Origin of the sequence: Mesorhizobium sp., from assembly GCF_004962245.1 — a bacterium.
Classification (GTDB): domain Bacteria; phylum Pseudomonadota; class Alphaproteobacteria; order Rhizobiales; family Rhizobiaceae; genus Mesorhizobium.
This window is the reverse complement of sequence record NZ_SUHQ01000045.1, coordinates 1-20,090: the sequence shown is the minus strand read 5'-3', so window position 1 is coordinate 20,090 and position 20,090 is coordinate 1. Positions and strand designations below refer to the sequence as shown.

The 20,090-nt window shown below is 60.5% G+C and carries 22 protein-coding genes; 16 read left to right on the top strand and 6 right to left on the bottom strand.

What is annotated here, in order from left to right:
• Positions 1–204 precede the first annotated feature (204 nt).
• Complete coding sequence (locus E5X88_RS30995; protein WP_292167928.1) at positions 205–588, top strand: ADP-ribosylation/crystallin J1; 384 nt, start codon at positions 205–207, stop codon at positions 586–588.
• Here E5X88_RS30995 and glmU read toward each other — a convergent pair whose 3' ends face one another.
• Both glmU and E5X88_RS30985 read right to left on the bottom strand, forming a co-directional pair.
• Positions 589–1,953 carry a bifunctional UDP-N-acetylglucosamine diphosphorylase/glucosamine-1-phosphate N-acetyltransferase GlmU gene (gene glmU / locus E5X88_RS30990; RefSeq protein ID WP_292167926.1) on the bottom strand — a complete coding sequence of 455 codons (1,365 nt, stop codon included), beginning with the start codon at positions 1,951–1,953 and terminating at the stop codon, positions 589–591.
• A gap of 168 nt (positions 1,954–2,121) precedes the next feature.
• The gene (locus tag E5X88_RS30985; RefSeq protein WP_292167924.1) at positions 2,122–2,868 is read right to left on the bottom strand and encodes a cytochrome c biogenesis CcdA family protein; all 747 of its coding nucleotides are present in this window, start codon (positions 2,866–2,868) and stop codon (positions 2,122–2,124) included.
• A gap of 173 nt (positions 2,869–3,041) precedes the next feature.
• Between E5X88_RS30985 and E5X88_RS30980 the strand changes: the two genes are divergently transcribed.
• From E5X88_RS30980 to E5X88_RS30925, 13 genes are all read left to right on the top strand, one after another.
• Entirely contained in the window at positions 3,042–3,419 is a 378-nt protein-coding gene (locus E5X88_RS30980; protein ID WP_292167922.1) for a hypothetical protein, read from the top strand.
• 450 nt (positions 3,420–3,869) lie between these two features.
• Entirely contained in the window at positions 3,870–6,500 is a 2,631-nt protein-coding gene (gene topA / locus E5X88_RS30975; RefSeq protein WP_292167921.1) for a type I DNA topoisomerase, read from the top strand.
• A 42-nt stretch (positions 6,501–6,542) separates the two neighbouring features.
• Complete coding sequence (rnr, locus tag E5X88_RS30970; RefSeq protein WP_292167941.1) at positions 6,543–8,813, top strand: ribonuclease R; 2,271 nt, start codon at positions 6,543–6,545, stop codon at positions 8,811–8,813.
• 17 nt (positions 8,814–8,830) lie between these two features.
• Positions 8,831–9,265: a DUF983 domain-containing protein gene (locus E5X88_RS30965; RefSeq protein WP_292167920.1), complete on the top strand. Its 435-nt coding sequence runs from the start codon at positions 8,831–8,833 to the stop codon at positions 9,263–9,265.
• Positions 9,266–9,338: 73 nt separating this feature from the next.
• The gene (locus E5X88_RS30960; RefSeq protein ID WP_292167919.1) at positions 9,339–10,079 is read left to right on the top strand and encodes an NUDIX domain-containing protein; all 741 of its coding nucleotides are present in this window, start codon (positions 9,339–9,341) and stop codon (positions 10,077–10,079) included.
• A gap of 21 nt (positions 10,080–10,100) precedes the next feature.
• Positions 10,101–11,276: an MFS transporter gene (locus E5X88_RS30955; protein WP_292167918.1), complete on the top strand. Its 1,176-nt coding sequence runs from the start codon at positions 10,101–10,103 to the stop codon at positions 11,274–11,276.
• Positions 11,277–11,381: 105 nt separating this feature from the next.
• Positions 11,382–11,840 carry a hypothetical protein gene (locus tag E5X88_RS30950; protein WP_292167917.1) on the top strand — a complete coding sequence of 153 codons (459 nt, stop codon included), beginning with the start codon at positions 11,382–11,384 and terminating at the stop codon, positions 11,838–11,840.
• A 186-nt stretch (positions 11,841–12,026) separates the two neighbouring features.
• Positions 12,027–12,194 (top strand): 50S ribosomal protein L33, encoded by a 168-nt coding sequence (rpmG, locus tag E5X88_RS30945; protein ID WP_006201775.1) that lies wholly within the window; start codon positions 12,027–12,029, stop codon positions 12,192–12,194.
• 670 nt (positions 12,195–12,864) lie between these two features.
• Entirely contained in the window at positions 12,865–13,092 is a 228-nt protein-coding gene (locus E5X88_RS30940) for a helix-turn-helix transcriptional regulator (protein WP_292167915.1), read from the top strand.
• 282 nt (positions 13,093–13,374) lie between these two features.
• Positions 13,375–13,539, top strand: coding sequence for a hypothetical protein (locus E5X88_RS30935; protein WP_292167913.1), 165 nt, complete (start codon positions 13,375–13,377; stop codon positions 13,537–13,539).
• A 113-nt stretch (positions 13,540–13,652) separates the two neighbouring features.
• Positions 13,653–13,958 (top strand): zinc ribbon domain-containing protein, encoded by a 306-nt coding sequence (locus E5X88_RS33780; protein ID WP_366664837.1) that lies wholly within the window; start codon positions 13,653–13,655, stop codon positions 13,956–13,958.
• Between the two features lie 227 nt (positions 13,959–14,185).
• Complete coding sequence (locus E5X88_RS30930) at positions 14,186–14,464, top strand: hypothetical protein (RefSeq protein WP_292167912.1); 279 nt, start codon at positions 14,186–14,188, stop codon at positions 14,462–14,464.
• 153 nt (positions 14,465–14,617) lie between these two features.
• Positions 14,618–14,851, top strand: a complete 234-nt coding sequence (locus tag E5X88_RS30925) for a hypothetical protein (protein WP_292167911.1) — start codon at positions 14,618–14,620, stop codon at positions 14,849–14,851.
• 9 nt (positions 14,852–14,860) lie between these two features.
• On the opposite strand, the gene E5X88_RS30920 is transcribed toward E5X88_RS30925, so the two are convergent.
• Positions 14,861–15,025 carry a hypothetical protein gene (locus tag E5X88_RS30920; RefSeq protein WP_292167909.1) on the bottom strand — a complete coding sequence of 55 codons (165 nt, stop codon included), beginning with the start codon at positions 15,023–15,025 and terminating at the stop codon, positions 14,861–14,863.
• 261 nt (positions 15,026–15,286) lie between these two features.
• Between E5X88_RS30920 and E5X88_RS30915 the strand changes: the two genes are divergently transcribed.
• Positions 15,287–15,478, top strand: coding sequence for a hypothetical protein (locus tag E5X88_RS30915; RefSeq protein ID WP_292167907.1), 192 nt, complete (start codon positions 15,287–15,289; stop codon positions 15,476–15,478).
• A 688-nt stretch (positions 15,479–16,166) separates the two neighbouring features.
• On the opposite strand, the gene E5X88_RS30910 is transcribed toward E5X88_RS30915, so the two are convergent.
• The 3 genes from E5X88_RS30910 to E5X88_RS30900 all read right to left on the bottom strand — a co-directional run bounded on the left by E5X88_RS30910 (position 16,167) and on the right by E5X88_RS30900 (position 18,311).
• A complete protein-coding gene (locus tag E5X88_RS30910) occupies positions 16,167–17,072 on the bottom strand; it encodes a LamG-like jellyroll fold domain-containing protein (RefSeq protein ID WP_292167906.1) in 906 nt (301 codons plus the stop codon).
• Between the two features lie 107 nt (positions 17,073–17,179).
• The gene (locus tag E5X88_RS30905) at positions 17,180–18,097 is read right to left on the bottom strand and encodes a hypothetical protein (protein ID WP_292167905.1); all 918 of its coding nucleotides are present in this window, start codon (positions 18,095–18,097) and stop codon (positions 17,180–17,182) included.
• Positions 18,087–18,311 carry a hypothetical protein gene (locus E5X88_RS30900; RefSeq protein WP_292167904.1) on the bottom strand — a complete coding sequence of 75 codons (225 nt, stop codon included), beginning with the start codon at positions 18,309–18,311 and terminating at the stop codon, positions 18,087–18,089. The genes E5X88_RS30905 and E5X88_RS30900 overlap by 11 nt, the downstream gene beginning before the upstream one ends.
• A 359-nt stretch (positions 18,312–18,670) precedes the next feature.
• On the opposite strand from E5X88_RS30900, the gene E5X88_RS30895 reads away from it, so the two are divergent.
• Entirely contained in the window at positions 18,671–18,937 is a 267-nt protein-coding gene (locus tag E5X88_RS30895; RefSeq protein WP_145719897.1) for a DUF3892 domain-containing protein, read from the top strand.
• Positions 18,938–20,090 lie beyond the last annotated feature (1,153 nt).

Below are 20,090 nucleotides of genomic sequence, written 5' to 3'. Positions count from 1 at the left end.
CATGAAACCCAGCGCCATTTAGGGACGGCCGGGCTGCCGCGAAAATCACATTGCGTTTCGTTCCGTATCAGCCGGAACGGCCTTGCAGATGCACCATGACAGAGCGCTGTTGCAATCCGGTTACCGCAATCGCTCAGTTTCTCCGTGCACGCATCCTACCTCGCCTCGGTTGTTCCTGAAATCGGTCAAAGATATGATGCGGCCATGGACGAACAAATCGACACGGTGACGCTTTGGCGTCCGGTCGGGCCTGAAGAGCTGAGACTGATCGAGGGGTCGGGCATGCCGGCATTTCCGCCGCGCCTTCCCGATCAACCCATTTTCTATCCTGTTCTGTCCGAGGCCTATGCCGTGCAAATCGCGCGGGACTGGAACGTACGAGCCAGCGGCTCAGGCTCCGTCACCCGGTTTGACGTTCTTAAGAGCTTCCTCGACCGATACCGGATGGAGCATGCCGGCAGCAAGGCGCATCTGGAATACTGGATCCCTGCCGAAGACCTCCCTGAATTCAACAGCGCAATTGTCGGCAGGATCGAGGTGACGGCTGCCTTCGGCAAAGATGCGAATCTACCAGTCAACGCCGAATGATCACCCACTAGCCTTTTTCGCCGCCGCGGCCGAAGCAAAACGCTCGCGCAATTCCTTGCCCTTGCCGGGCAGCGTCCTCTGGCGGGCGCGGCCGAAGGCCAGCGCATCGTCGGGCACGCTTTCGGTGATCACGCTGCCCGAAGCGATGTAGCCGCCCTTGCCGATTGCAACAGGCGCCACCAGCGAGGAATTCGAGCCGACGAAGGCGCCCTCGCCGATGTCGGTGAAGAATTTCGAATAGCCGTCATAGTTGCAGGTGATGGTGCCGGCACCAATGTTGGCGCCGGCGCCGACGCGGGCGTCGCCGATATAGGTCAGATGATTGACCTTGGCGCCCTCCTCAAGCGTCGCCTGCTTGACCTCGCAGAAATTGCCGACCTTGGCCTTTTGCCGGAGATCGGCGCCGGGCCGTAGCCGCGCGAACGGACCGACATCGCAGTTCGAGGCGATGGTGGCGCCTTCGATATGGCTGAAGGCATGGATCTTGGCGCCCGTCGCGATTTTCACGCCCGGCCCGAACCAGACATTGGGTTCGACCACCGTGTCGGCGCCGATCTCGGTGTCGTGCGAAAAGAACACGGTTTCCGGCGCGATCAATGTGACGCCGGAGAGCATGGCCTCGCGCCGCCGGCGCGTCTGCCAGATGCCTTCAGCCTCGGCGAGTTCGGCACGGTTGTTGATGCCGAGCGCGTTTTCGAAGCTGGCTTCGGTGGCAACGACATCGAGGCCCTGCCCGCCGGAGATCTCGACGATATCGGTGAGGTAATATTCACCCTTGGCGTTGTTGTTGCCGACTTGATCGAGCAGCGTCAGCGCGTGCTTGCCGGCAACCGCCATCATCCCGGCATTGCAGAAGGCAATTTTCTTCTCCTCGTCGGTGCAGTCCTTCTCCTCGCGAATGGCCGTGAGCTTGCCGCCCTTTTCGATCAGGCGGCCATAGCCGGCAGGGTTGGGGGGGCGGAAGCCGATAACGACTACGGCGGCGCCTTCCGCAAGCTTCTGGCGGGCTGCCGCAAGCGCGCCCGGATCGATCAGCGGTGTGTCGCCGAACATGACGAGAATATCGTCGTAACCCTTTGATATCGCAGCACGGGCCGCCAGAACGGCATGCGCCGTGCCGAGCCGCTTGTCCTGGACGAAGGTCTCCGCCTTCGGCGCGAACTTTTGCGTCGCCTTGCGCATCTCGTCCGCCCCGTGGCCGATCACCAGCGCCTGATCGCCTGCTCCGGCGGCTTCGGCAGCCCTGACGACATGGGCGACCATCGGCAGGCCGGCGATCGGGTGCAGCACTTTTGGCACGACGCTTTTCATGCGCGTGCCCTCGCCGGCGGCGAGGATGACGGACAGGCAGGTTCTCTGGCTCATGGAATGGCAACCATATGAAAAGGGTTGGAAATCAAGGCATGTCTAGCACTGGCGCCATGCTGCACCAATGCGGTTAAATTCCGGTGAGGTGGTGGAGCAGCTGGCTCCCGGCCAGCGGTCCACAGTTCGATCCTGCGCGTGTGCTTCGCTTCCAGATGGGCAGTAGGCCTACCCCAACTGCCCCAGCACTGGGAAATTCTCCAGCAGCCAAAAGGACATGGCCTGCACGCCTCCCGTCAGGAAAAAGACGCCGGCGACGACCAGCAGCGCGCCCATCGCCTTTTCGACACGGCCGAGATGGACGCGGAACTTCGAGAGAAAGCGCATGAAGGCGCCGGAAAACAGCGCCGCGATCAGGAACGGGATGCCGAGGCCGAGCGAATAGGCGGCAAGCAGAGCCGCGCCCTCGCCCACCGTCTCGCGACCGCCGGCAAGCGTCAGGATCGGACCCAGCACCGGGCCGATGCAGGGCGTCCAGCCGAAGGCGAAGGCCAGCCCCATGACATAGGCGGCAACGATACTGGCCGGCTTGCCCTGCGACTGGAAGCGCGCCTCGCGCGACAGCAGCGGGATGCGCAATATGCCGAGGAAATTCAGACCCATCAGGATGATGAGCACGCCGGCGGCCATCGCCAGCGGCTCCTGCCAGACGCGCAGCAGCCGGCCGATGGTCGAGGCGCCGGCGCCTAACGCCACGAAGACGGTTGAGAAGCCGAGAACAAAGGCGATCGAGGCGTAAAGCAGCGCGCTGCGCGCATCGGCTCTGGCCATGGCGCCGGCATTGCCGCGGAAATCATCGACCGACACGCCGGCCATGTAGCAGAGATAGGGCGGCACCAGCGGCAGCACGCAAGGCGACAGGAACGAGATCGCTCCCGCCCCGACCGCGCTGACATAGCCGATATCCAATGCCATTCCCGAACTCCAACCGTATCGCCGCCGATATAGCGGCGCACGGGCTTGTCCGCCAATCACCATTGCGTGGCAAGTTGCCGCCCTGCATCGAGGAAGAAACGACACACCAGGCGCGTTGATGCAACGAGGCCGCGACTTTCCGCGCGCTTCTCAATGATATCAGGGAGAATGTCATGAAATCGATCACGATTGGGCTGGCGGTGCTTTTGCTCGGCACCGCCGCTTCCTACGCCGCCGAGGCGTGGAAGGAAGCCGATGTCGGCGGCACCAAGATCTACACCGATGCCAACGGCATGACCCTTTACACCTACGACAAGGACGAGGCGAGCAAGTCGAACTGCTACGACAAATGCGCCACCAACTGGCCGCCGCTGAAAGCCGAGGCCGATGCCAAGGCCGAGGGCGAATGGACAATCGTCGACCGCACCGACGGCACCAGGATGTGGGCCTATGAAGGCAAGCCGCTCTACACGTTCATCAAGGACAAGAAGGCCGGCGATGTGACCGGCGACGGCGTCGGCGGCGTCTGGCATATAGCCAAGGCCGACTAAGCCCGAACCTGCATCCCGCCTTGACCGGCGAAAATCGCTGGCTGCCGCGTATCCCTGCAAGCCTCCCGGCGGCCAGCTTCTTGTACTGTCCCGCTCGACATACGAGCCCCGCTCGCCACGTCTGCCTCGCCGCCGACAGAGCATCATATTGGACGTCTCTTCAGCAGGGGCTGGCGCATGACCGACGTTTCTCTTATATCCGCGGGGGAATTTATCCCCGTTTCTCCCGGATTCATTACGGGCTCGCCCAACGACAGGCAGCCATTTCCTCCATCCAGGATTGCGGATTTCACATGACGCGCTCTTGGTTTGCGCACTCGATGCAGGACTGCATTTTGGGTGTCTCCCCTTGACCGGATGCAAAAGCGCGGCCATGTGAGCGACAATTGTACGAGATTTCGTCGCGCGCAGCGGAATTCTTCTGCCGCATCACAACTGATATGAGACCTCATGGACGTCGTCGTCGTCGAATCGCCGGCCAAGGCGAAGACAATCAACAAGTACCTCGGAAAGAACTATAAGGTCCTGGCCTCGTTCGGCCACGTCCGCGATCTGCCGGCCAAGGATGGCTCGGTGCGCCCGGACGAGGATTTTGCCATGTCCTGGGCTGTCGACACCGCCTCGAGCAAACGTCTTGCCGACATCGCCAAGGCGGTCAAGGACGCCGACGGCCTGATCCTCGCCACCGACCCGGACCGCGAGGGCGAAGCCATTTCCTGGCATGTTCTGGAAGTGCTGAAGCAGAAGCGCGCGCTGAAGGACAAGCCGGTCAGCCGCGTCGTCTTCAACGCCATCACCAAATCGTCGGTGCTGGAAGCGATGGCCAATCCGCGCCAGATCGACGCGCCGCTGGTCGACGCCTATCTCGCCCGCCGCGCGCTCGACTATCTCGTCGGCTTCACGCTGTCGCCCGTTCTGTGGCGCAAGCTGCCGGGCGCCCGCTCCGCCGGCCGCGTCCAGTCGGTGGCATTGCGCCTCGTCTGCGACCGCGAATCGGAGATCGAGCGCTTCATCCGCGAGGAATACTGGCAGATATCAGCTCTCCTCGGCACGCCGCGCAACGAAAATTTCGAGGCGCGGCTGACCGCCTTCGACCGCAAGAAACTGCAAAAACTCGACATTTCCAACAAGGCGCAGGCCGACGACATCAAGGCGATGCTCGAAGGCGCGACCTTCAAGGCGCTGTCGGTCGAAGCCAAGCCGACCAAGCGCAATCCAGGTCCGCCCTTCACCACCTCGACGCTGCAGCAGGCCGCCTCCTCGCGCCTCGGCTTTTCGGCAAACCGCACCATGCAGGTGGCGCAGCGGCTCTATGAAGGCATGGACATCGGCGGCGAGACCACCGGCCTGATCACCTATATGCGAACCGACGGCGTGCAGATGGCGCCGGAGGCGATCGCTGCCGCGCGCGATGCGATCGCAAAAGAATTCGGTCCCAAATACCTGCCCGAAAAGCCGCGCTTCTACACGACCAAAGCCAAGAACGCCCAGGAAGCGCACGAAGCGATCCGCCCGACCGATTTCATGCGCACGCCCGCTTCGGTCAGGCAATATCTCGATGCCGACCAGGCGCGGCTTTACGAGATGATCTGGAAGCGCGCGATCGCCAGCCAGATGCAGCCGGCCGAGATCGAGCGCACCACCGCCGAGATCGAGGCGGTCAACGGCGCCCGCACGGCGGAGCTCCGCGCCATCGGTTCGGTCGTTCGCTTCGACGGCTTCATTGCCGCCTATACCGACCAGAAGGACGAGGATTCGGAAGACGAGGAAGACCGCCGTCTGCCTGAGATCCGTGCCGGCGAACAGCTCGCCCGCGAGGCGATCAACGCCACCCAGCACACCACCGAGCCGCCGCCGCGCTATTCGGAAGCCTCGCTGATCAAGAAGCTGGAAGAGCTCGGCATCGGCCGGCCGTCGACCTACACGGCGATCCTGAAGACGCTGGAGGACCGCGACTACGTCAGCATGGACAAGCGCAAGCTGCTGCCGCAGGCCAAGGGCCGGCTGTTGTCGGCCTTCCTCGAAAGCTTCTTCGAGCGCTATGTCGAATATGATTTCACCGCCTCGCTCGAGGAAAAACTCGACGAGATTTCCGACGGCAAGCTCGCCTGGAAGGATGTGCTGCGCGATTTCTGGAAGGATTTTTCCGGCGCTGTCGCCGACATCAAGGAATTGCGTGTCACCGACGTGCTCGACGCGCTCAACGAGGAATTGGCACCGCTCGTCTTTCCAACGCGCGAAGACGGCTCCAATCCGCGCATCTGTCCGAAATGCGGCACCGGTAACCTGTCGCTGAAACTCGGCAAATTCGGTGCCTTCGTCGGCTGCTCGAACTATCCCGAATGCTCCTTTACCCGCCAGCTCGGCGACGCCGCCAATCCCAATGGCGAAAACGGCAATGGCGAGGACGGCACCAAGGTGCTTGGCAAGGACCCCTATACGGCGGAGGAGATCACGCTTCGCAGCGGTCGTTTCGGCCCCTATATCCAGCGTGGCGACGGCAAGGAAGCCAAGCGTTCCAGCCTGCCCAAGGGCTGGACGGCCGATTCGATCGACCACGAAAAGGCCCTCGCTTTGCTGTCGCTGCCGCGCGACGTCGGCAAGCATCCAGAATCCGGCAAGATGATTTCGGCTGGTCTGGGGCGCTATGGTCCGTTCGTGCTGCATGACGGCACCTACGCCAATCTCGACAATATCGAGGACGTGTTCTCGATCGGTCTCAACCGCGCCGTGTCGGTGATCGCCGAAAAGCAGGCGAAGGGCCCCGGCGGGCGCAATGGCGGTACTGCCGCGGCGCTGAAGGAGCTTGGCGACCATCCGGCGGGCGGCGGCAAGATCGTCGTGCGCGACGGCAAATACGGGCCTTATGTCAATTTCGGCAAGGTCAATGCGACGCTGCCCAAGGGCAAGGACCCGCAGTCGGTGACGATCGAGGACGCGGTGGCGCTGATTGCCGAGAAGGAGGCCAAGGGCGGCAATGGCGGCAGAAAGCCCTTCCGCAAAGCCGCCGCACCTGCCAAAAAGCCTGCGGCAGCAGCCAAAAAACCGGCGGCCAAAAAAGTGGCCAAGAAAAAGGGATAGGGCGGCGTGGCGCGCAGAGTCTCCGGAAGAAGCCATGGCGATCTGCGCACCGCCGACACGAGGGCCAAGGTCAAGGACGACTACCGGCCCTCCCGTGACGAAATCCTGCGCTACATCGCAGAAAATCCGGATCGCTCCGGCAAACGCGACATCGCCAAGGCGTTTGCGCTGCGCGGCGAGGACCGGATCTGGCTGAAGGACGTTTTGCGCGACCTGCAGGACGAGGGCCTGCTGACCAAGGAGCGCAAGCGGCTCGCCCGCGTCGGCGCCCTGCCCCACGTCGCCGTGCTCGACATCTTTGGCCGCGACGCCGACGGCGTGCTGCTGGCGCACCCGACCGAAGCCCTGGGCAACGGCGAGCCTCCTGTCATAGCGATCCGCGTGTCGCGCGGCGGCGGCGGCCCGACACCGGGCATCGGCGACCGCGTGCTGGCCAAGACCTTTCCAACCGATGACGTGACAGGCCCCGCCTATACCGGGCGGGTGATGAAGATCTTCGAGAAGCGCACCGATGCCGTTCTCGGCGTCTTCCGCGTGCTGCAGGACGGCACCTTCCGCATCGAGCCGGTCGAAAGACGCCAGCCGGAGTTGGTCGTCGACAAGGAATTCCAGAACGGTGCCAAGAACGGCGATCTGGTCGAGGTCGAGCCGGCGCGGGCCTCCCGTTACGGGCTGCCCAGAGCCAAGGTGCTGGCGGTGCTGGGTTCGCTGACCAGCGAGAAGGCGGTCTCGATGATCGCCATCCACGCGCACGACATTCCGCACATCTTCCCGGCGGACGTCATTGCCGAGGCGGAGGCGGTCAAGCCGGCGACGCTGGCTGGCCGCGAGGACTGGCGAGACCTGCCGCTGGTCACCATCGATCCTGCCGACGCCAAGGATCATGACGACGCCGTGTTCGCCCTATCCGACCCGGACGAGAAGAACCCCGGCGGCGTGGTCGTCACCGTGGCGATTGCCGATGTCGCCGCCTATATCCGCTATGGCGCTGCGCTCGATCGCGAGGCGCTGAAGCGCGGCAATTCAGTCTATTTCCCGGATCGCGTCGTGCCGATGCTGCCGGAGCGCATCTCCAACGACCTGTGTTCGCTGCGCGAAGGCCAGGACCGCCCGGCCCTGGCGGTTCGCATGACGTTCTCGGCCGATGGCCGCAAGCTCAGGCATTCGTTCCACCGCATCATGATGAAGTCGGCGGCGAAACTCGCCTATCCGCAGGCGCAAGCCGCGATCGATGGAGCACCGGACGACAAGACCGGCCCGATCCTCGACACGGTGCTGAAGCCGCTGTGGGACGCCTATGCCGTGCTGAAGCGCGGCCGCGACACGCGTCAGCCGCTCGAGCTTGAATTGCCGGAGCGGAAAATCCTGCTCAAGGAGGACGGCACCGTCGACCGGGTCGTCGTGCCGGAGCGGCTCGACGCGCACAAGCTGATCGAAGAATTCATGATCCAGGCCAATGTCGCGGCGGCCGAGACGCTGGAGGCGAAACGACAGGCGCTGGTCTACCGCATCCATGACGCGCCTTCGCTGGCCAAGCAGGAATCGCTGCGCGAATTCCTGCAGACGCTCGGCCTGTCGCTGGCGCGCGGCGCGCAGATGCGGCCGAACCAGTTCAACGGCATCCTGGATCGCGTCCGCGGCGCCGACCATGAGGGGCTGGTCAACGAGGTGGTGCTGCGCACGCAGATGCAGGCCGAATATTCGCCCAGCAACATCGGCCATTTCGGCCTCAATCTGAGGCGCTATGCGCATTTCACCTCGCCGATCCGCAGATATGCCGACCTGATCGTGCATCGCGGGCTGATAGCCGCGCTCGGTTTCGGTGCGGGCGGGTTGACGCAGGACGAGGCTGAGCGGCTGGAAGAGGTTTCCGCGCTGATCTCAGCCACCGAGCGCCGCGCCATGGCCGCCGAGCGCGACACGGTCGACCGGCTGATCGCCGCCTATCTGGCCGAGCGTGTCGACGACCATTTCGATGCGCGCATTTCGGGCGTCACCAAATCGGGACTATTTGTCCAATTGCCGCAGTATGGCGCAGATGGTTTCATCCCGGTGTCAAGTCTGGACGGCGATTACTATATATACGACGAAACTGCCCGATCGCTTTTCGGAGAACGTACCGGCAAGGGCTATCAGCTTGCCGATCGCGTCGAGGTTCGCCTGATCGAGGTGGCGCCTATGGCCGGCGCAATGCGTTTCGAGATGTTGACCGACCCAAAGCCGCTGCCCGGCTCCAAACGGTCGTTTCACAAGGCCAAGGGCCGCGCCCGCGCGTCGCAATCGCGTCCAGGCTCGCGCGGCAGGAGACGGTAATGCCAAGCGATTTGAAAATGAACCAACAGGTTTTCGGCGGCGAACATCATTCGGGCCGGGTCGCCCGACCGCTGTGGACGGCGATGAAGCGCGGCGCGCTCGGCCGCTGCCCGCATTGCGGCGAAGGAAAGCTGTTTCGCGCCTTCGTCAAAACCGTCGACAAATGCGATCGTTGCGGCGAGGAGCTTCACCACCATCGCGCCGACGACCTGCCCGCCTATCTGGTGGTGGTCATCGTCGGCCATATCGTGCTCGGCGCCTTCATGGGCATCGAAGCGACCTCCACTCTGTCCACCTGGCAGCACATAGCCATCTGGGTGCCGCTGACCATCCTCCTGGCAGTCGTCTTGCTGCAGCCGATCAAGGGCGCCGTCATCGGATTGCAATGGGCGCTCTATATGCACGGCTTCGGCGGGGAAGAAGACCTGATCGAGTCGCATCCCGAGGCTTGAAAACCGAGGCTGGCGCAATCGGCATGGCTGGACGCCACTTTCGCATCGGAGAAGATTCCGCTAGGTCGTGCGCATGGACGGTATGACCAAGGCGGACGTCGACAGGGTTGAGCGGAGCGCGATTGCGCTTCACGCCCAGCCGATTCGCCCGCGTGACGCCGCGACACTGATCCTGCTCGACCGCAAAGGCCAGGAGTTTCGGGTGCTGATGGGCCGGCGCCACGCCCGCCACGCCTTCATGCCGGGAAAATTCGTCTTTCCCGGCGGCCGCACCGATCCGGCCGACAGCCGCATTCCCATAGCCACAGCGTTGCACCCTGAGGAAGAGGCGAAGCTGACCGCAGGTGTCGGCCGCACCAGCCCGGCCCGCGCCCGCGCCATCGCCCTGTCGGCGATACGCGAGACCTATGAGGAGGCTGGCCTGCTGATCGGCCGGAAAGGCGCCTTCGCGACGACCAAACGCGATTGGCAGGGTTTTTCCGAGCACGGCGTAAGGCCTTCGCTGGAAGCGCTGCGCTTCATCGCGCGTGCCATCACGCCGCCCAACCGGGTAAGGCGCTTCGATACGCGCTTCTTCAGCGCCTGGCGCGAAGACGTCGCCGTGGAGCTGCCCGACGGCGGCCCGACCAACGAGCTGGAAGAACTGGTCTGGCTGCCGCTCGCCAAAGCGAGGGGGGCCGATATTCCCGACATCACCAGGGCCATACTGGAGGAACTGGAAAAGCGGCTGATCGATGATCCGCTGCTGCGCCCAGGTGGTTCCGTGCCCTTCTACCGGCTTGTCGGCAATCGCTTTGTCCGCGAAATTCTGTAAAGCATAGAGCGTTCACATCCCATGACGGTCGATACCCAGCAAGAGGTCGAGGAACGCGTACATTGGTTGCCGATGATCGCGGCGATCTCGTCGATCAGCGTCGTCGGTATCGCCATCGGTCTTGGCATGCCGCTGCTCAGCGTCATCCTCGAAACGCGCGGCCATTCGGCGTCGATGATCGGCCTCAATACCGCTGTTGCCGGTCTCGCCTCGATCGCCGGCGCACCGCTCGCCACGCCGCTCGCCATGCGATTCGGCGTCGCCTGGACGATGCTGGCCATGATCGCCACGGGCGTGCTGGCCTTCGTCGGCTTCCACTTCGCGCCTGACTTCTGGATGTGGTTTCCGCTGCGCGTCCTGCTGCACATCGCGCTGACGGTGCTATTCATCCTGTCGGAATTCTGGATCAGCACATCGGCGCCGCCGCACCGGCGCGGCCTGGTCCTCGGCATCTATGCCACCGTGCTGTCGCTCGGCTTTGCCGCCGGGCCGTGGCTGTTCGCCCATCTCGGCAGCAGCGGCTTCCTGCCCTTCGGCGTAACCATAGCGCTGGTGACGCTGGCCGCCATTCCGGTTCTGGCGGCACGCAACGAGAGCCCGACGATCGTCTCCAATGGCGAAACCAGCAACTTCCTGCGCTACATCTGGATGGTGCCGACCGCGACCGCCGCGGTGCTGGTGTTCGGCGCGGTCGAGACCGGCGGCTTTGCGCTGTTCCCTGTCTACGGCAACCGCATCGGCTACTCCGAGGCCGACGCCGCCCTGCTGCTCACCATGATCGGCCTCGGCAACGTGCTGTTGCAGATCCCGCTCGGCATGGTCAGCGACCGAGTCAGCGACCGCCGCTATCTGCTTCTGGCTTGTGCCACCATCGGTCTTGCCGGCACCATCTTCATGCCGTACTTCGCGCAGAACTGGCATCTGATGGCGGCGCTTCTGTTCGTCTGGGGCGGCGTGGTCGCAGCCATGTACACGATCGGCCTGGCCCATCTCGGCTCGCAACTTTCCGGCCACGAACTGGCCTCGGCCAACGCTGCCTTCGTGCTCTGCTACGGTGTCGGCATGGTGCTCGGCCCGCAGGCGATCGGCATCGGCATGGACATTTTCGGACCCTCGGGCTTCGGCTGGGCGCTCGCCATGTTCTTCGCCTTCTATATCGCGCTGGTCGGCGCCAGGCTCATCCGAAAAATCCTGTAGAAAGACCCGATCGATGCCTTCTGCGGCGCGAGGCTGCTGACATAACCGTGTCAGCAGCACCTGGATAGAATGTCAGCAACACGCCACGAGTTTGAGGATGCCGTCATGATCGATTCCGGGTTTGAAACAAAATCGGTGCGGATGGAATTGCTGCTGCTGGTGACCTTTCAGGCACCGGTCGGCGATGTCGACCGTATCATGGAAGCGGTGGTTGGGATTGCCCCGCTGACCATGGGCAAATACGACAGCAACGCCTACCAGTCGGCGCACGGCATCGAGCGCTACCGGCCGCTCGAAGGCGCGGCTGCAGGCGCCGAGACGGAATTGCGCAGACGGCCGGGTACGGTGGAGGTGTCGTTCGAACTGCCCGACGACCAGGCGCTGGCCGCCCGCATCGTCGAAGCGATATTCCAGGTCCATAGCTATCAGGAGCCGGTGATCCGCATTCAGCCGATCCTTGCCAGCCGCTCCAAGGGCCTCGACGACCGCTCCAACCCAAATCGGTGGTGGAACACGACGGGAGACTGGAAGAAAGCCGCGCCGCCGGTTAGGGAAGAGGCGTAGTCAGGAACGTCGCCGCCTTCCACTTGGCTCGGATAGTGGAGACGGCTTGCGCAACAGGCTGCGCCGAAGCCTCACGGGGTTGACTTTCCGGTCACGTTCTTTATGTGTCGCGCCAAGTTTCCCGCGTCCGGGTGTTTTCCCCGTGCTCCAGCGGCCAAAACTCCACGAACATAACGGACGAACACCATGGCCAAAGCCGCAAACATCAAGATCAAGCTTCTGTCGACCGCCGACACCGGTTTCTTCTACGTGACCAGCAAGAACAGCCGCACCAAGACGGACAAGCTGTCGTTCCGCAAATACGATCCGGTCGCCAAGAAGCACGTCGAGTTCAAGGAAACCAAGATCAAGTAATCCGGTTTCCCTCCGCAATGACAAACGCCGCCTCTTGGGCGGCGTTTTTCGTCGTTAAGTCGTTGTTTTCATTGAGTTTAGCGCAATCCAGCATAACGGCCTGCATAACGGAAACCGTTGCCAGTATGGCTAAACATCAGCCCAACAAATAAAAGTCGGCAGTGCGCTTGAAACGCGCTTGCAGATGGAGAGACGCCTTGCGCGCCTTGGTCATTCTCGAAACCAGCCGGTCGACTGGAATATTTCGACTGGGAATTGATCTTAGGATCAACCTTTTGTCGATTGTGTTCATAATCAGTCGACTGTTCTAGAAACTATGAAAAACCCCGCCGAAGCGGGGTCTTGTCGTTGCGGTGCCGGAAACGCTCAGGCGGGAAGCAGCACATCACCTAGGATCGTGAGGTTGCGCACCTCGCAATCGTCCAGACGACGGACGCCATACACCTCGCCATGCTTTCCAGCCCTAGCACGGTAAAGCACCTCAGACAGCATCGGTTGGTCACGGTGTGTGACCGTTGCCCCGATTTCGAATTGCCAAGTCTCGTTGTTAACTGTCGCCTGATTCATATCCCAAGCCCTTGTTGATTTTGCCGCACTGCATTTGTACAGTGTCCAAAAACGATAACAGTAAGTGTTACATTGTCAACACCAATTTGGACGGGGTACACAGATGAAGTCGGTTCAGATGAAGATGGCACGAGCTGCCATCGGCTGGGGAGTGCGGGAACTCGCCGCAGCTGCAGGCGTGACGGCAAATACGGTAACGCGTATTGAGAACGGCGCCGACGCAAAACAGTCCACCATAGATGCGCTGAGGGCAGCCCTCGAGGCGGCGGGCGTCATCTTCTTGGCGGATGGTCAAAACGTCGACGGCGGCCCTGGCGTCCGGCTGAAATAAAGAGCGCGCCCCTATGCTAAATTCAGGGCGCGCTCTGACTGCCGAGGCGTCGACAATCGGTTCTCGCGTACCAGCGCATCCGATCCGATGCGCCATCTGCAGAATAAATCGTCGAGAGACTGAACGCAACCAGCACAGTTAAATTCTGAAAAGGCGTTTTCGCCTTACAAAGCAAGATTGAATATGCGAAATCGCCTATTGTACTGGAGTCGTTTTACGAGTGGACTCTAATGTTATTTTGTGGAATCCATGCATCAGCAGGAAACGCATGAGGCTGACTCCATGAGAAACGCGCTTATCTTCGATGACATTTCCAAAATCATTGCGCAACCGCAGAGCGACTGGCGCAGGCTAGCTTACGCCGTCGCATTGGATCTTGGTGGCAAACTCGCTGCAGGGCTGGTGATTGGTTTAGGGATCGCCGTCGGCATGGCGCTGGCGGGCTGAACGTTCGCCTACCGTCGCCCACCCCTCATTCGCTAAAACCGTCAAGCGGCAACCCGCCGACTTGCGCGAACTGACTGATTAGTTCAGGCTTTCGCCGGGATATCGGGGGGGGTATGGGGATGGAAATTCTTCTATTCTGGCTCGGCCTTTCGGCCATCGTCAGCGTTGCCGCCGGCAAGCGGAACCGCAGCAGTTTTGGCTGGTTTATCCTTTCATTGGTGATCTCGCCATTGCTCGCTGGACTTCTGCTTCTCGCGCTTGGTGACAGGCGGCCACCACCCTCCCAATACACGGTCCAAGTGCCAGTCACGGGACCAGGAATCACCTTCGGACCCATACTCGAGAAGCAATGCCCCGACTGCGCTGAGATGGTGAAGGCGGATGCGCGTATCTGTCGGTTTTGCCGACATCAGTTTTGACATGGTTAGCAGATTGCTCTTGCTCTGGTGGTATGTCGTGATCGCATTCGCCTCGATCGCAAATCCACTCGTAGCGATTTTTCAGCTCTATCAGGGCGACTTGGTCGGGGGAGCTTTCTTTGGGGCTTTTACCGCCGTGTCATGGCTGGTCGTGCGCAATGTGCTTCGTGACGTACGATTCAAAAGGGGTAGCTAGCCAGATGCTCAGTAGCGAGGTGTGGCCGATTATGAAAAAGGCCGCGACTCCAGTCTTTCTAGCGTTGATGTCTGTCGGCGCCGCCAGTGCCGACGTCAAACCAAATGAAGCCAAAGAATCTTACGAAAACTGCCTGATCGCCGGGATGGTGAAATTCAAAGACCTTTGCGAACCGGCGGATCAAGTCGCGAAAGCTGTCGTCTTCCAGTGCAACCCGCAACTCGTCGATCTCATGCGGTCGCTGCCTTACATGAAGTCCTTCGACAAGGTCGAACTGGCCCGAGAAGCACCGCCAAGACAAAACGGATGAGGTTATGAGCCTGCTGCTAGAGTACCGTTTGCAGCATCCATGTCGGTAGCGGTTCCCCCTCTACATCGCGGCAATCTACCCCAAGCGCCCTTGCGGGCGAAGCTTGCGCGCGGCCCCGCCTTTCACCTATGGGGAGACACAGGAGGAAGACCGATGGCCGCAACGAAAGATCAGTGGAAGGCTTTCAGATCAGAACTAATCCAGCAGCTTGAAGATGAGCGCCTGTTCATCACTAATGCCGAAGCAGGGAAAACGGGCATTTGGACCGTTCAACCGGGCAAGGGAAAAGTCGACACCACGGCCGCCCATGTTGAGATGGCGAAGCGCGCAGTGCAGGCCCTTGAGGGGGTAATTGCCAAGATCGATCAGGACCATCTGGCAGAATAGCGCCTTCCCCTACCGCCTCTTCACCTTCGGGGTAATTTGTTCGATTTTGGCGCCCTTGCCAATCTCTTTTGCCATCGCTTCCGCCTTGGCCTTGTCCTTCGTGGTCAGTACAGTCCGCCAATACGGCTTCTCGTAAACACTGACGATGTAAGTTGGCGCCGGCTTGTCGGTCATGTTCGCCTCTATGCCTGGTAAGAAGCCCGCGCCACTTTGCCGGTTAGCGCGGGCCGATCGGAAGCCTGATCTTCAATGGATACCGAAAGGGCGATGTCCATTGCCCATTCCGAACTCTTAGAACAAGCTAATGTTCCGGTTGGAAGTCCCTTGCATTCCCAAACCCGTCGGCGTTATCATTCCAAATGTCACTGGCCGGAGTTGTGGGCGCTGGTGCTTGAGAGTTCGCAAAGCTCCCGCCCATCCTCTGGATCTACCATCATGGACCAGGACCATAAAGCCGAGCTTGTTTCGGCATTCGACCTCGAAATTCTACGCGGTGCCTTCAAAACATCGGTGACGGAATCCAAGCTTAGTGAAGAGCGTTGGGCTGAGCACGCCAGACTGCTCTTCCGCGATCTGATGCACCGCGAGCCCGACGAACGCATCATCAAGCTGATAATCGGGCGCTAGGGCTTCCTCAACATCCGGGCCTCTCGCACAAGCGAGGACCAGCTATGAGGGCCAAGGAACGCGATTAACTCTCGCGCCTGCGCATCGGTGATTCCCGTTTCGCTGACGAGACGGCGTGCAACACCATCCGTGGCCGATGGCTTACTTTGCTCGTCAACCATTTTGTGGGGAGTCCTTCCGTGTGACCCAACGGGTGTAACACACAATGGTTCCGTGAGTCGCTATCCACCACTCATCGGCGCGCGATGCGGTCTTTCATAGTCGGCCGGCCGCCCGTTCAGTAGATTGAGCGCGCGATAGATATCCCGGTGTAGTTCATCGATCGCATCGTAGTGCGGACGAAACGGCTTGAGCGCTAATTGCGCGTCCCGCAATTCCTTCGCCAGCAACCAGGCTGGCGTTCGATTCTGGCATGAAGAACGAAAGGAGAACAAAAACCTTGTGGGAAAAGGCAGCCACGGCGGGCGGTGAGTCAGGATTGGCTGTAGATTAGGCGGCGCTGGCTGGGGTTGCGGTGTCACCTTGGAAATGACATCAGCCGCAAACCCCTTGGTGCCAGACTGGCACGGGGCAGGCGGGAGGTGGTTGCAGCCACCTCCCGTTTCCGTGTACACGGCACAATGGTGCGATGTAGCGATTTTCGCAACCATACAATTCTAGACTCACAGAATTTTCCGCATCGTCGTATTTAGCCTCTCGGAAACGCCGCGGTAGGCACTGTAAACCCCGCGTCGTCGTTGTAGCGCGCCACTCCCTTTGTGATGCGCAATTCCTTGATGTTGCCATTGAAACCGTTGGTGGTCGACGTGGATCTCATGCCGATGGCCAGGACGGCGGATGAGTCGAAAAGCGCATTCGCGCCGATCGTGGTCGAGCTCGTCTCCATGACACCATCGGCATATAGGCGAAGCTTAGTGCCTGATCGCTCAAAGCACAGGTGCCTCCAAGTGGTGAGAGGAACGCCGCCGCTGGCTCCAATCAGGTTGAATGTCGTGCTGCCGTTGATAGACCAAAAGACATCCTGCTGGTTGGAGGCGTTGCATCGCCAGCTGTAAGAGATGTTGCCCGACGATCCCGCATGCACGAGCATGTAGTTGTTGTTGGAAGCTGCGGCAGTACGGGTGAACAGTTCGATTGTGAAGTCGCCGGTCCCGAAATTGAAGTCATCGCTGTCGGGAGTGGTCAGATAATCACCTGTCCCGTCGAGCAAAAGCGACGATGTTCCGAACGGAGGCGCAACACCGGTATCGAGCTGGGCATTTCCAAACACCGTCAGCGCATGGCCGGACAGGCTTTCGTCGGAAATGCTGGTCGCGCCATCGGCGCCGTCGAAGCCGAGCAGCAGAACAACGTTTGCGAAATGCGGATCGCCGTAGACCTGGAGATTGAACGGCGCAAGGTCGGCTGTCGCCCCCACATTGTCCGTGACGCGGATCACAATGCCCGTCGAGGTTCCTATCGTGGTCGGTGTGCCTGAGACAACGCCGGTTGAACTATTCAGGGTGATGCCGGTCGGCAACGTTCCGGTGTGAACCGAAAAGATGTAAGGCGCGGTGCCGCCTGTCGCGGAAACCGTGAAACCGGCATAAGGCACGTCCTCCTGGGTCGCGGTGACGGGCGTGCCGAAAATGGCAAGGGCGCCTCCGCCAGCGGTCTGCTCGATCGCTCCGAAGCCGACGAGTTGGGTCAACATAAACATTGTCAGTCGTCCGTCGCTGCGTCGGTCGTCATGTAGATGTGGACGCCATGGAGGCGCGCGTCGATTGCCATGGTGTCGCCGGCATCACTCACGTCTCGGTAGATCTGAAACACGAGAATGTCGCCTTCGGCCGGCGTGCCGCCGATGGTGATAGCGGAGCTTTCCGGCCCGATGTAGATGTCGTTGGTGGTGCCGCCAGTGTCGACGCTGGATTGAGCGGTACCGAAGGCCGCATCGGCGGCGTCGTCGTTGGACAAAGCAAGCCCCTGGCAGAACCAGGCAACGCCGAAGTTCGTCGTTGTCGCGGCATGGCTCCAGACCGGCTTGAACGTGATGGTGCCTTCGTTCCAGCTCTTGGGCATCAGGATTGAAAACTGCGCATGCTCGTCGGCTGAGGCATCAAAATCCAAGGTCTTGATCATGACCTTGTTGGTTGAAGTCTCGACCGAGCCAGCGGCGGCGCCATTCGACGTCCGCGGGATCATCGCGCCGGCAGGTATCCACAACGTGTGTTTGCCGATCGGATTCACAGAGCCGCCGCCAGCGGTAAGCACAGTGCCGCCGAGGCTGTTTGTCGTGCCGTCTGTGTTTAGAAAGCCGATTTCACCTGGCCCGACCGAGATCGTTGTCGAGCCTTTCGTGACTGTGATTGTGTTGGCCGCGTCGGTGTTGTCTACGATGAATAGCGCCCGCTTGACGGCCGGCAAGGTGAGGGCCCTGGTGGCTGACAAACCGCTAGGAACGAACGTCATCGCTGACCGAAACTGCGCAGCCGTCAGCGTGACGTTGCCTGCCGTGAAATCGACCGTATAGATATCGGCCAAGGCGTTGCCCAGCGCTGAGTCGCCGTCATTTGACGTTTGCCATTGGCCGGCGGCCTGACCATCTGCGATGGTCGGGATGTTCAGATCATTTGCCATCGGCCAAGTCCTTTTCGGCCAGCGCCTTTGCCAGTTTCAGAATCTCAGAGCGTTCGAACCCAAGAGCCCTGCAGCGTGATTCAAACAGCATGAATTCTAGCGTTATCGGAAGGAGCCGGCTGGGCTTCCGGCAATCGTCGCTGATCGCAATCTCCTCTAAAGGCTTGTGGGCACGGCTGTGCGTTCGCGCCGAGGCGCGTTGGGTGGTTGTCATTTGTTGGGTTCCTAAAATGAAAGGGCCGCTAGGGATGCGGTGCGACGACACGCCAGCAATGCTGACATAGTTGCTTCACAGATTGTTGTTGTGAAGAAAAAAGGCTATCTGTTTACTTGATAATCAAGTTCTGGATAAAAAAGAGGCAGGCGACGAATCATCGCCTGCCTCTGTCTTTAAGCGTACTCGCGGTAAATGTGGCGCCGAGTGGACGAACAAGACCGCGAGTCCGCTCCCTAGCAGGTCGGTAACTAGCGTCCTGAGGCTTTATTTGCAAGCCACAGGAGCTACGACCATGGATAAACATCCTCCCAAGGTGCCAGATGCGAATGCTCCACTTCGCTCGAAAGGAGCATTCTATGTCAGACGTTCAGGTGACTTGTATCAATAAACTGCCTCGGCAGAACACCCATGAAGGTATTACCCACCTCGGGAATTCGACCGGGAAATGGACTAGAGCTCAAGTCATCCAATGGATAGAGGAAAAGACAAATACCTTCTACACATCGGTCGGCGGCAAGCGCGCCAATATCGGTGTGGTCATAGGGCAGAACGGTAAGTACGTCCGCACCTACGCCGACGGCCAATGGAGTGACAATTTGCTCGCACTCCCCGAGTGCGCGTGAGTTAACTGACATCGGTCGTCGCCGGCTTAACTGCTGGCGGCGACCTTTTCATCGGACTTTCCGCTTCCGCCTTGTTGCGGCTCTTTGGCGGATTTTTCAGGGGAACTTTTAGATGTCTCATTATGCACGCGCTGCGGGTTGGCGGAAGGCGCGCCGATAGCTTCGCGAGGGGATCAATTTGCATGGCAATGCAGAAGGAATATCGCGTCCAATGGGTGAACGCCGGCTATGAGAGTCGCATGGGGAGCGCGGAGGTCGTTCAGCCTCCGGGGAGCGGTTTATTACGCGCTTACTACCTGACGTCGGCCGAGTTTGCGATCAGCAATATAGCGTTAGGCAGAATAAAAGTTTCCAGATTCTCTGACTTAAATGATCCTTTCGAACTTTTGGCGCTTAGGTCGAGCCATCGGTCGGTCAGGAATTTTGGGCGAATTCTTCGAGATCAGTATGACAGATCGACAGGATTGCTGTGTTTCAGCAAAAACTGGATCTCCCCGACACTGTGGAGCCATTACGGCACGAAACACCGCGGCATTTGCTTGGGTTTCGATATCGCTCGAAATGCCCTCCTCGACGTCATCTACGCCGACGATAGGAGTTCTCGAGCCAGTTCCGGACAAATCAGGACCGCCCGAAGTTTCTGACGAACTACTTGGCAAACTATCTCGGACGAAGTTCCGGCATTGGGAATACGAGGCCGAAACCCGAATGTTGTTTCCGCTGGATACAGCGGTAAAGGAAGGAGGACTGTATTTTAAAGCGTTTGGATCTGACCTGTCCCTCGCCGAGGTGATACTCGGACCGCTCTGCGAGCTGCCCTTGGACGGAATAAGGGCACTGGTCTCCTCGGTCCGACCCGGTGCTGTTGCCTTCAGGTCCCGACTGGCTTGGAACAGCTTTTCGGTGGTGCCCTCGGAAAGCTCCGTCGACTGGTGAGAAGATCAGCCAGCCGATGCAGCGGCGCGACTAAGGGAATTACCGTTTTGAGCGCGAGCAGCGTTCAACTGAAAAGGCCGCATCGATGGGCGGCCGTGGCGAAAAAAGCGTTGCTGACTTCGTTGGGCTAAATCGGAAGAACCTTGGTAGATGGGGTTTTTACATGGCAGATTTTGTTGGTCCTCTGAAAAGGACGCTCGGCGGGCTCAGCAACCCG

Bases quoted from the DNA above. Each gene is read 5' to 3' on its own strand.
- E5X88_RS30995 (WP_292167928.1), top strand. From the start codon at position 205: ATGGACGAACAAATCGACACGGTGACGCTTTGGCGTCCGGTCGGGCCT.
- glmU (WP_292167926.1), bottom strand. From the start codon at position 1,953: ATGAGCCAGAGAACCTGCCTGTCCGTCATCCTCGCCGCCGGCGAGGGC.
- E5X88_RS30985 (WP_292167924.1), bottom strand. From the start codon at position 2,868: ATGGCATTGGATATCGGCTATGTCAGCGCGGTCGGGGCGGGAGCGATC.
- E5X88_RS30980 (WP_292167922.1), top strand. From the start codon at position 3,042: ATGAAATCGATCACGATTGGGCTGGCGGTGCTTTTGCTCGGCACCGCC.
- topA (WP_292167921.1), top strand. From the start codon at position 3,870: ATGGACGTCGTCGTCGTCGAATCGCCGGCCAAGGCGAAGACAATCAAC.
- E5X88_RS30965 (WP_292167920.1), top strand. From the start codon at position 8,831: ATGAACCAACAGGTTTTCGGCGGCGAACATCATTCGGGCCGGGTCGCC.
- E5X88_RS30960 (WP_292167919.1), top strand. From the start codon at position 9,339: ATGGACGGTATGACCAAGGCGGACGTCGACAGGGTTGAGCGGAGCGCG.
- E5X88_RS30955 (WP_292167918.1), top strand. From the start codon at position 10,101: ATGACGGTCGATACCCAGCAAGAGGTCGAGGAACGCGTACATTGGTTG.
- E5X88_RS30950 (WP_292167917.1), top strand. From the start codon at position 11,382: ATGATCGATTCCGGGTTTGAAACAAAATCGGTGCGGATGGAATTGCTG.
- rpmG (WP_006201775.1), top strand. From the start codon at position 12,027: ATGGCCAAAGCCGCAAACATCAAGATCAAGCTTCTGTCGACCGCCGAC.
- E5X88_RS30940 (WP_292167915.1), top strand. From the start codon at position 12,865: ATGAAGTCGGTTCAGATGAAGATGGCACGAGCTGCCATCGGCTGGGGA.
- E5X88_RS30935 (WP_292167913.1), top strand. From the start codon at position 13,375: ATGAGAAACGCGCTTATCTTCGATGACATTTCCAAAATCATTGCGCAA.
- E5X88_RS33780 (WP_366664837.1), top strand. From the start codon at position 13,653: ATGGGGATGGAAATTCTTCTATTCTGGCTCGGCCTTTCGGCCATCGTC.
- E5X88_RS30930 (WP_292167912.1), top strand. From the start codon at position 14,186: ATGAAAAAGGCCGCGACTCCAGTCTTTCTAGCGTTGATGTCTGTCGGC.
- E5X88_RS30925 (WP_292167911.1), top strand. From the start codon at position 14,618: ATGGCCGCAACGAAAGATCAGTGGAAGGCTTTCAGATCAGAACTAATC.
- E5X88_RS30920 (WP_292167909.1), bottom strand. From the start codon at position 15,025: ATGACCGACAAGCCGGCGCCAACTTACATCGTCAGTGTTTACGAGAAG.
- E5X88_RS30915 (WP_292167907.1), top strand. From the start codon at position 15,287: ATGGACCAGGACCATAAAGCCGAGCTTGTTTCGGCATTCGACCTCGAA.
- E5X88_RS30905 (WP_292167905.1), bottom strand. From the start codon at position 18,097: ATGGCAAATGATCTGAACATCCCGACCATCGCAGATGGTCAGGCCGCC.
- E5X88_RS30900 (WP_292167904.1), bottom strand. From the start codon at position 18,311: ATGACAACCACCCAACGCGCCTCGGCGCGAACGCACAGCCGTGCCCAC.
- E5X88_RS30895 (WP_145719897.1), top strand. From the start codon at position 18,671: ATGTCAGACGTTCAGGTGACTTGTATCAATAAACTGCCTCGGCAGAAC.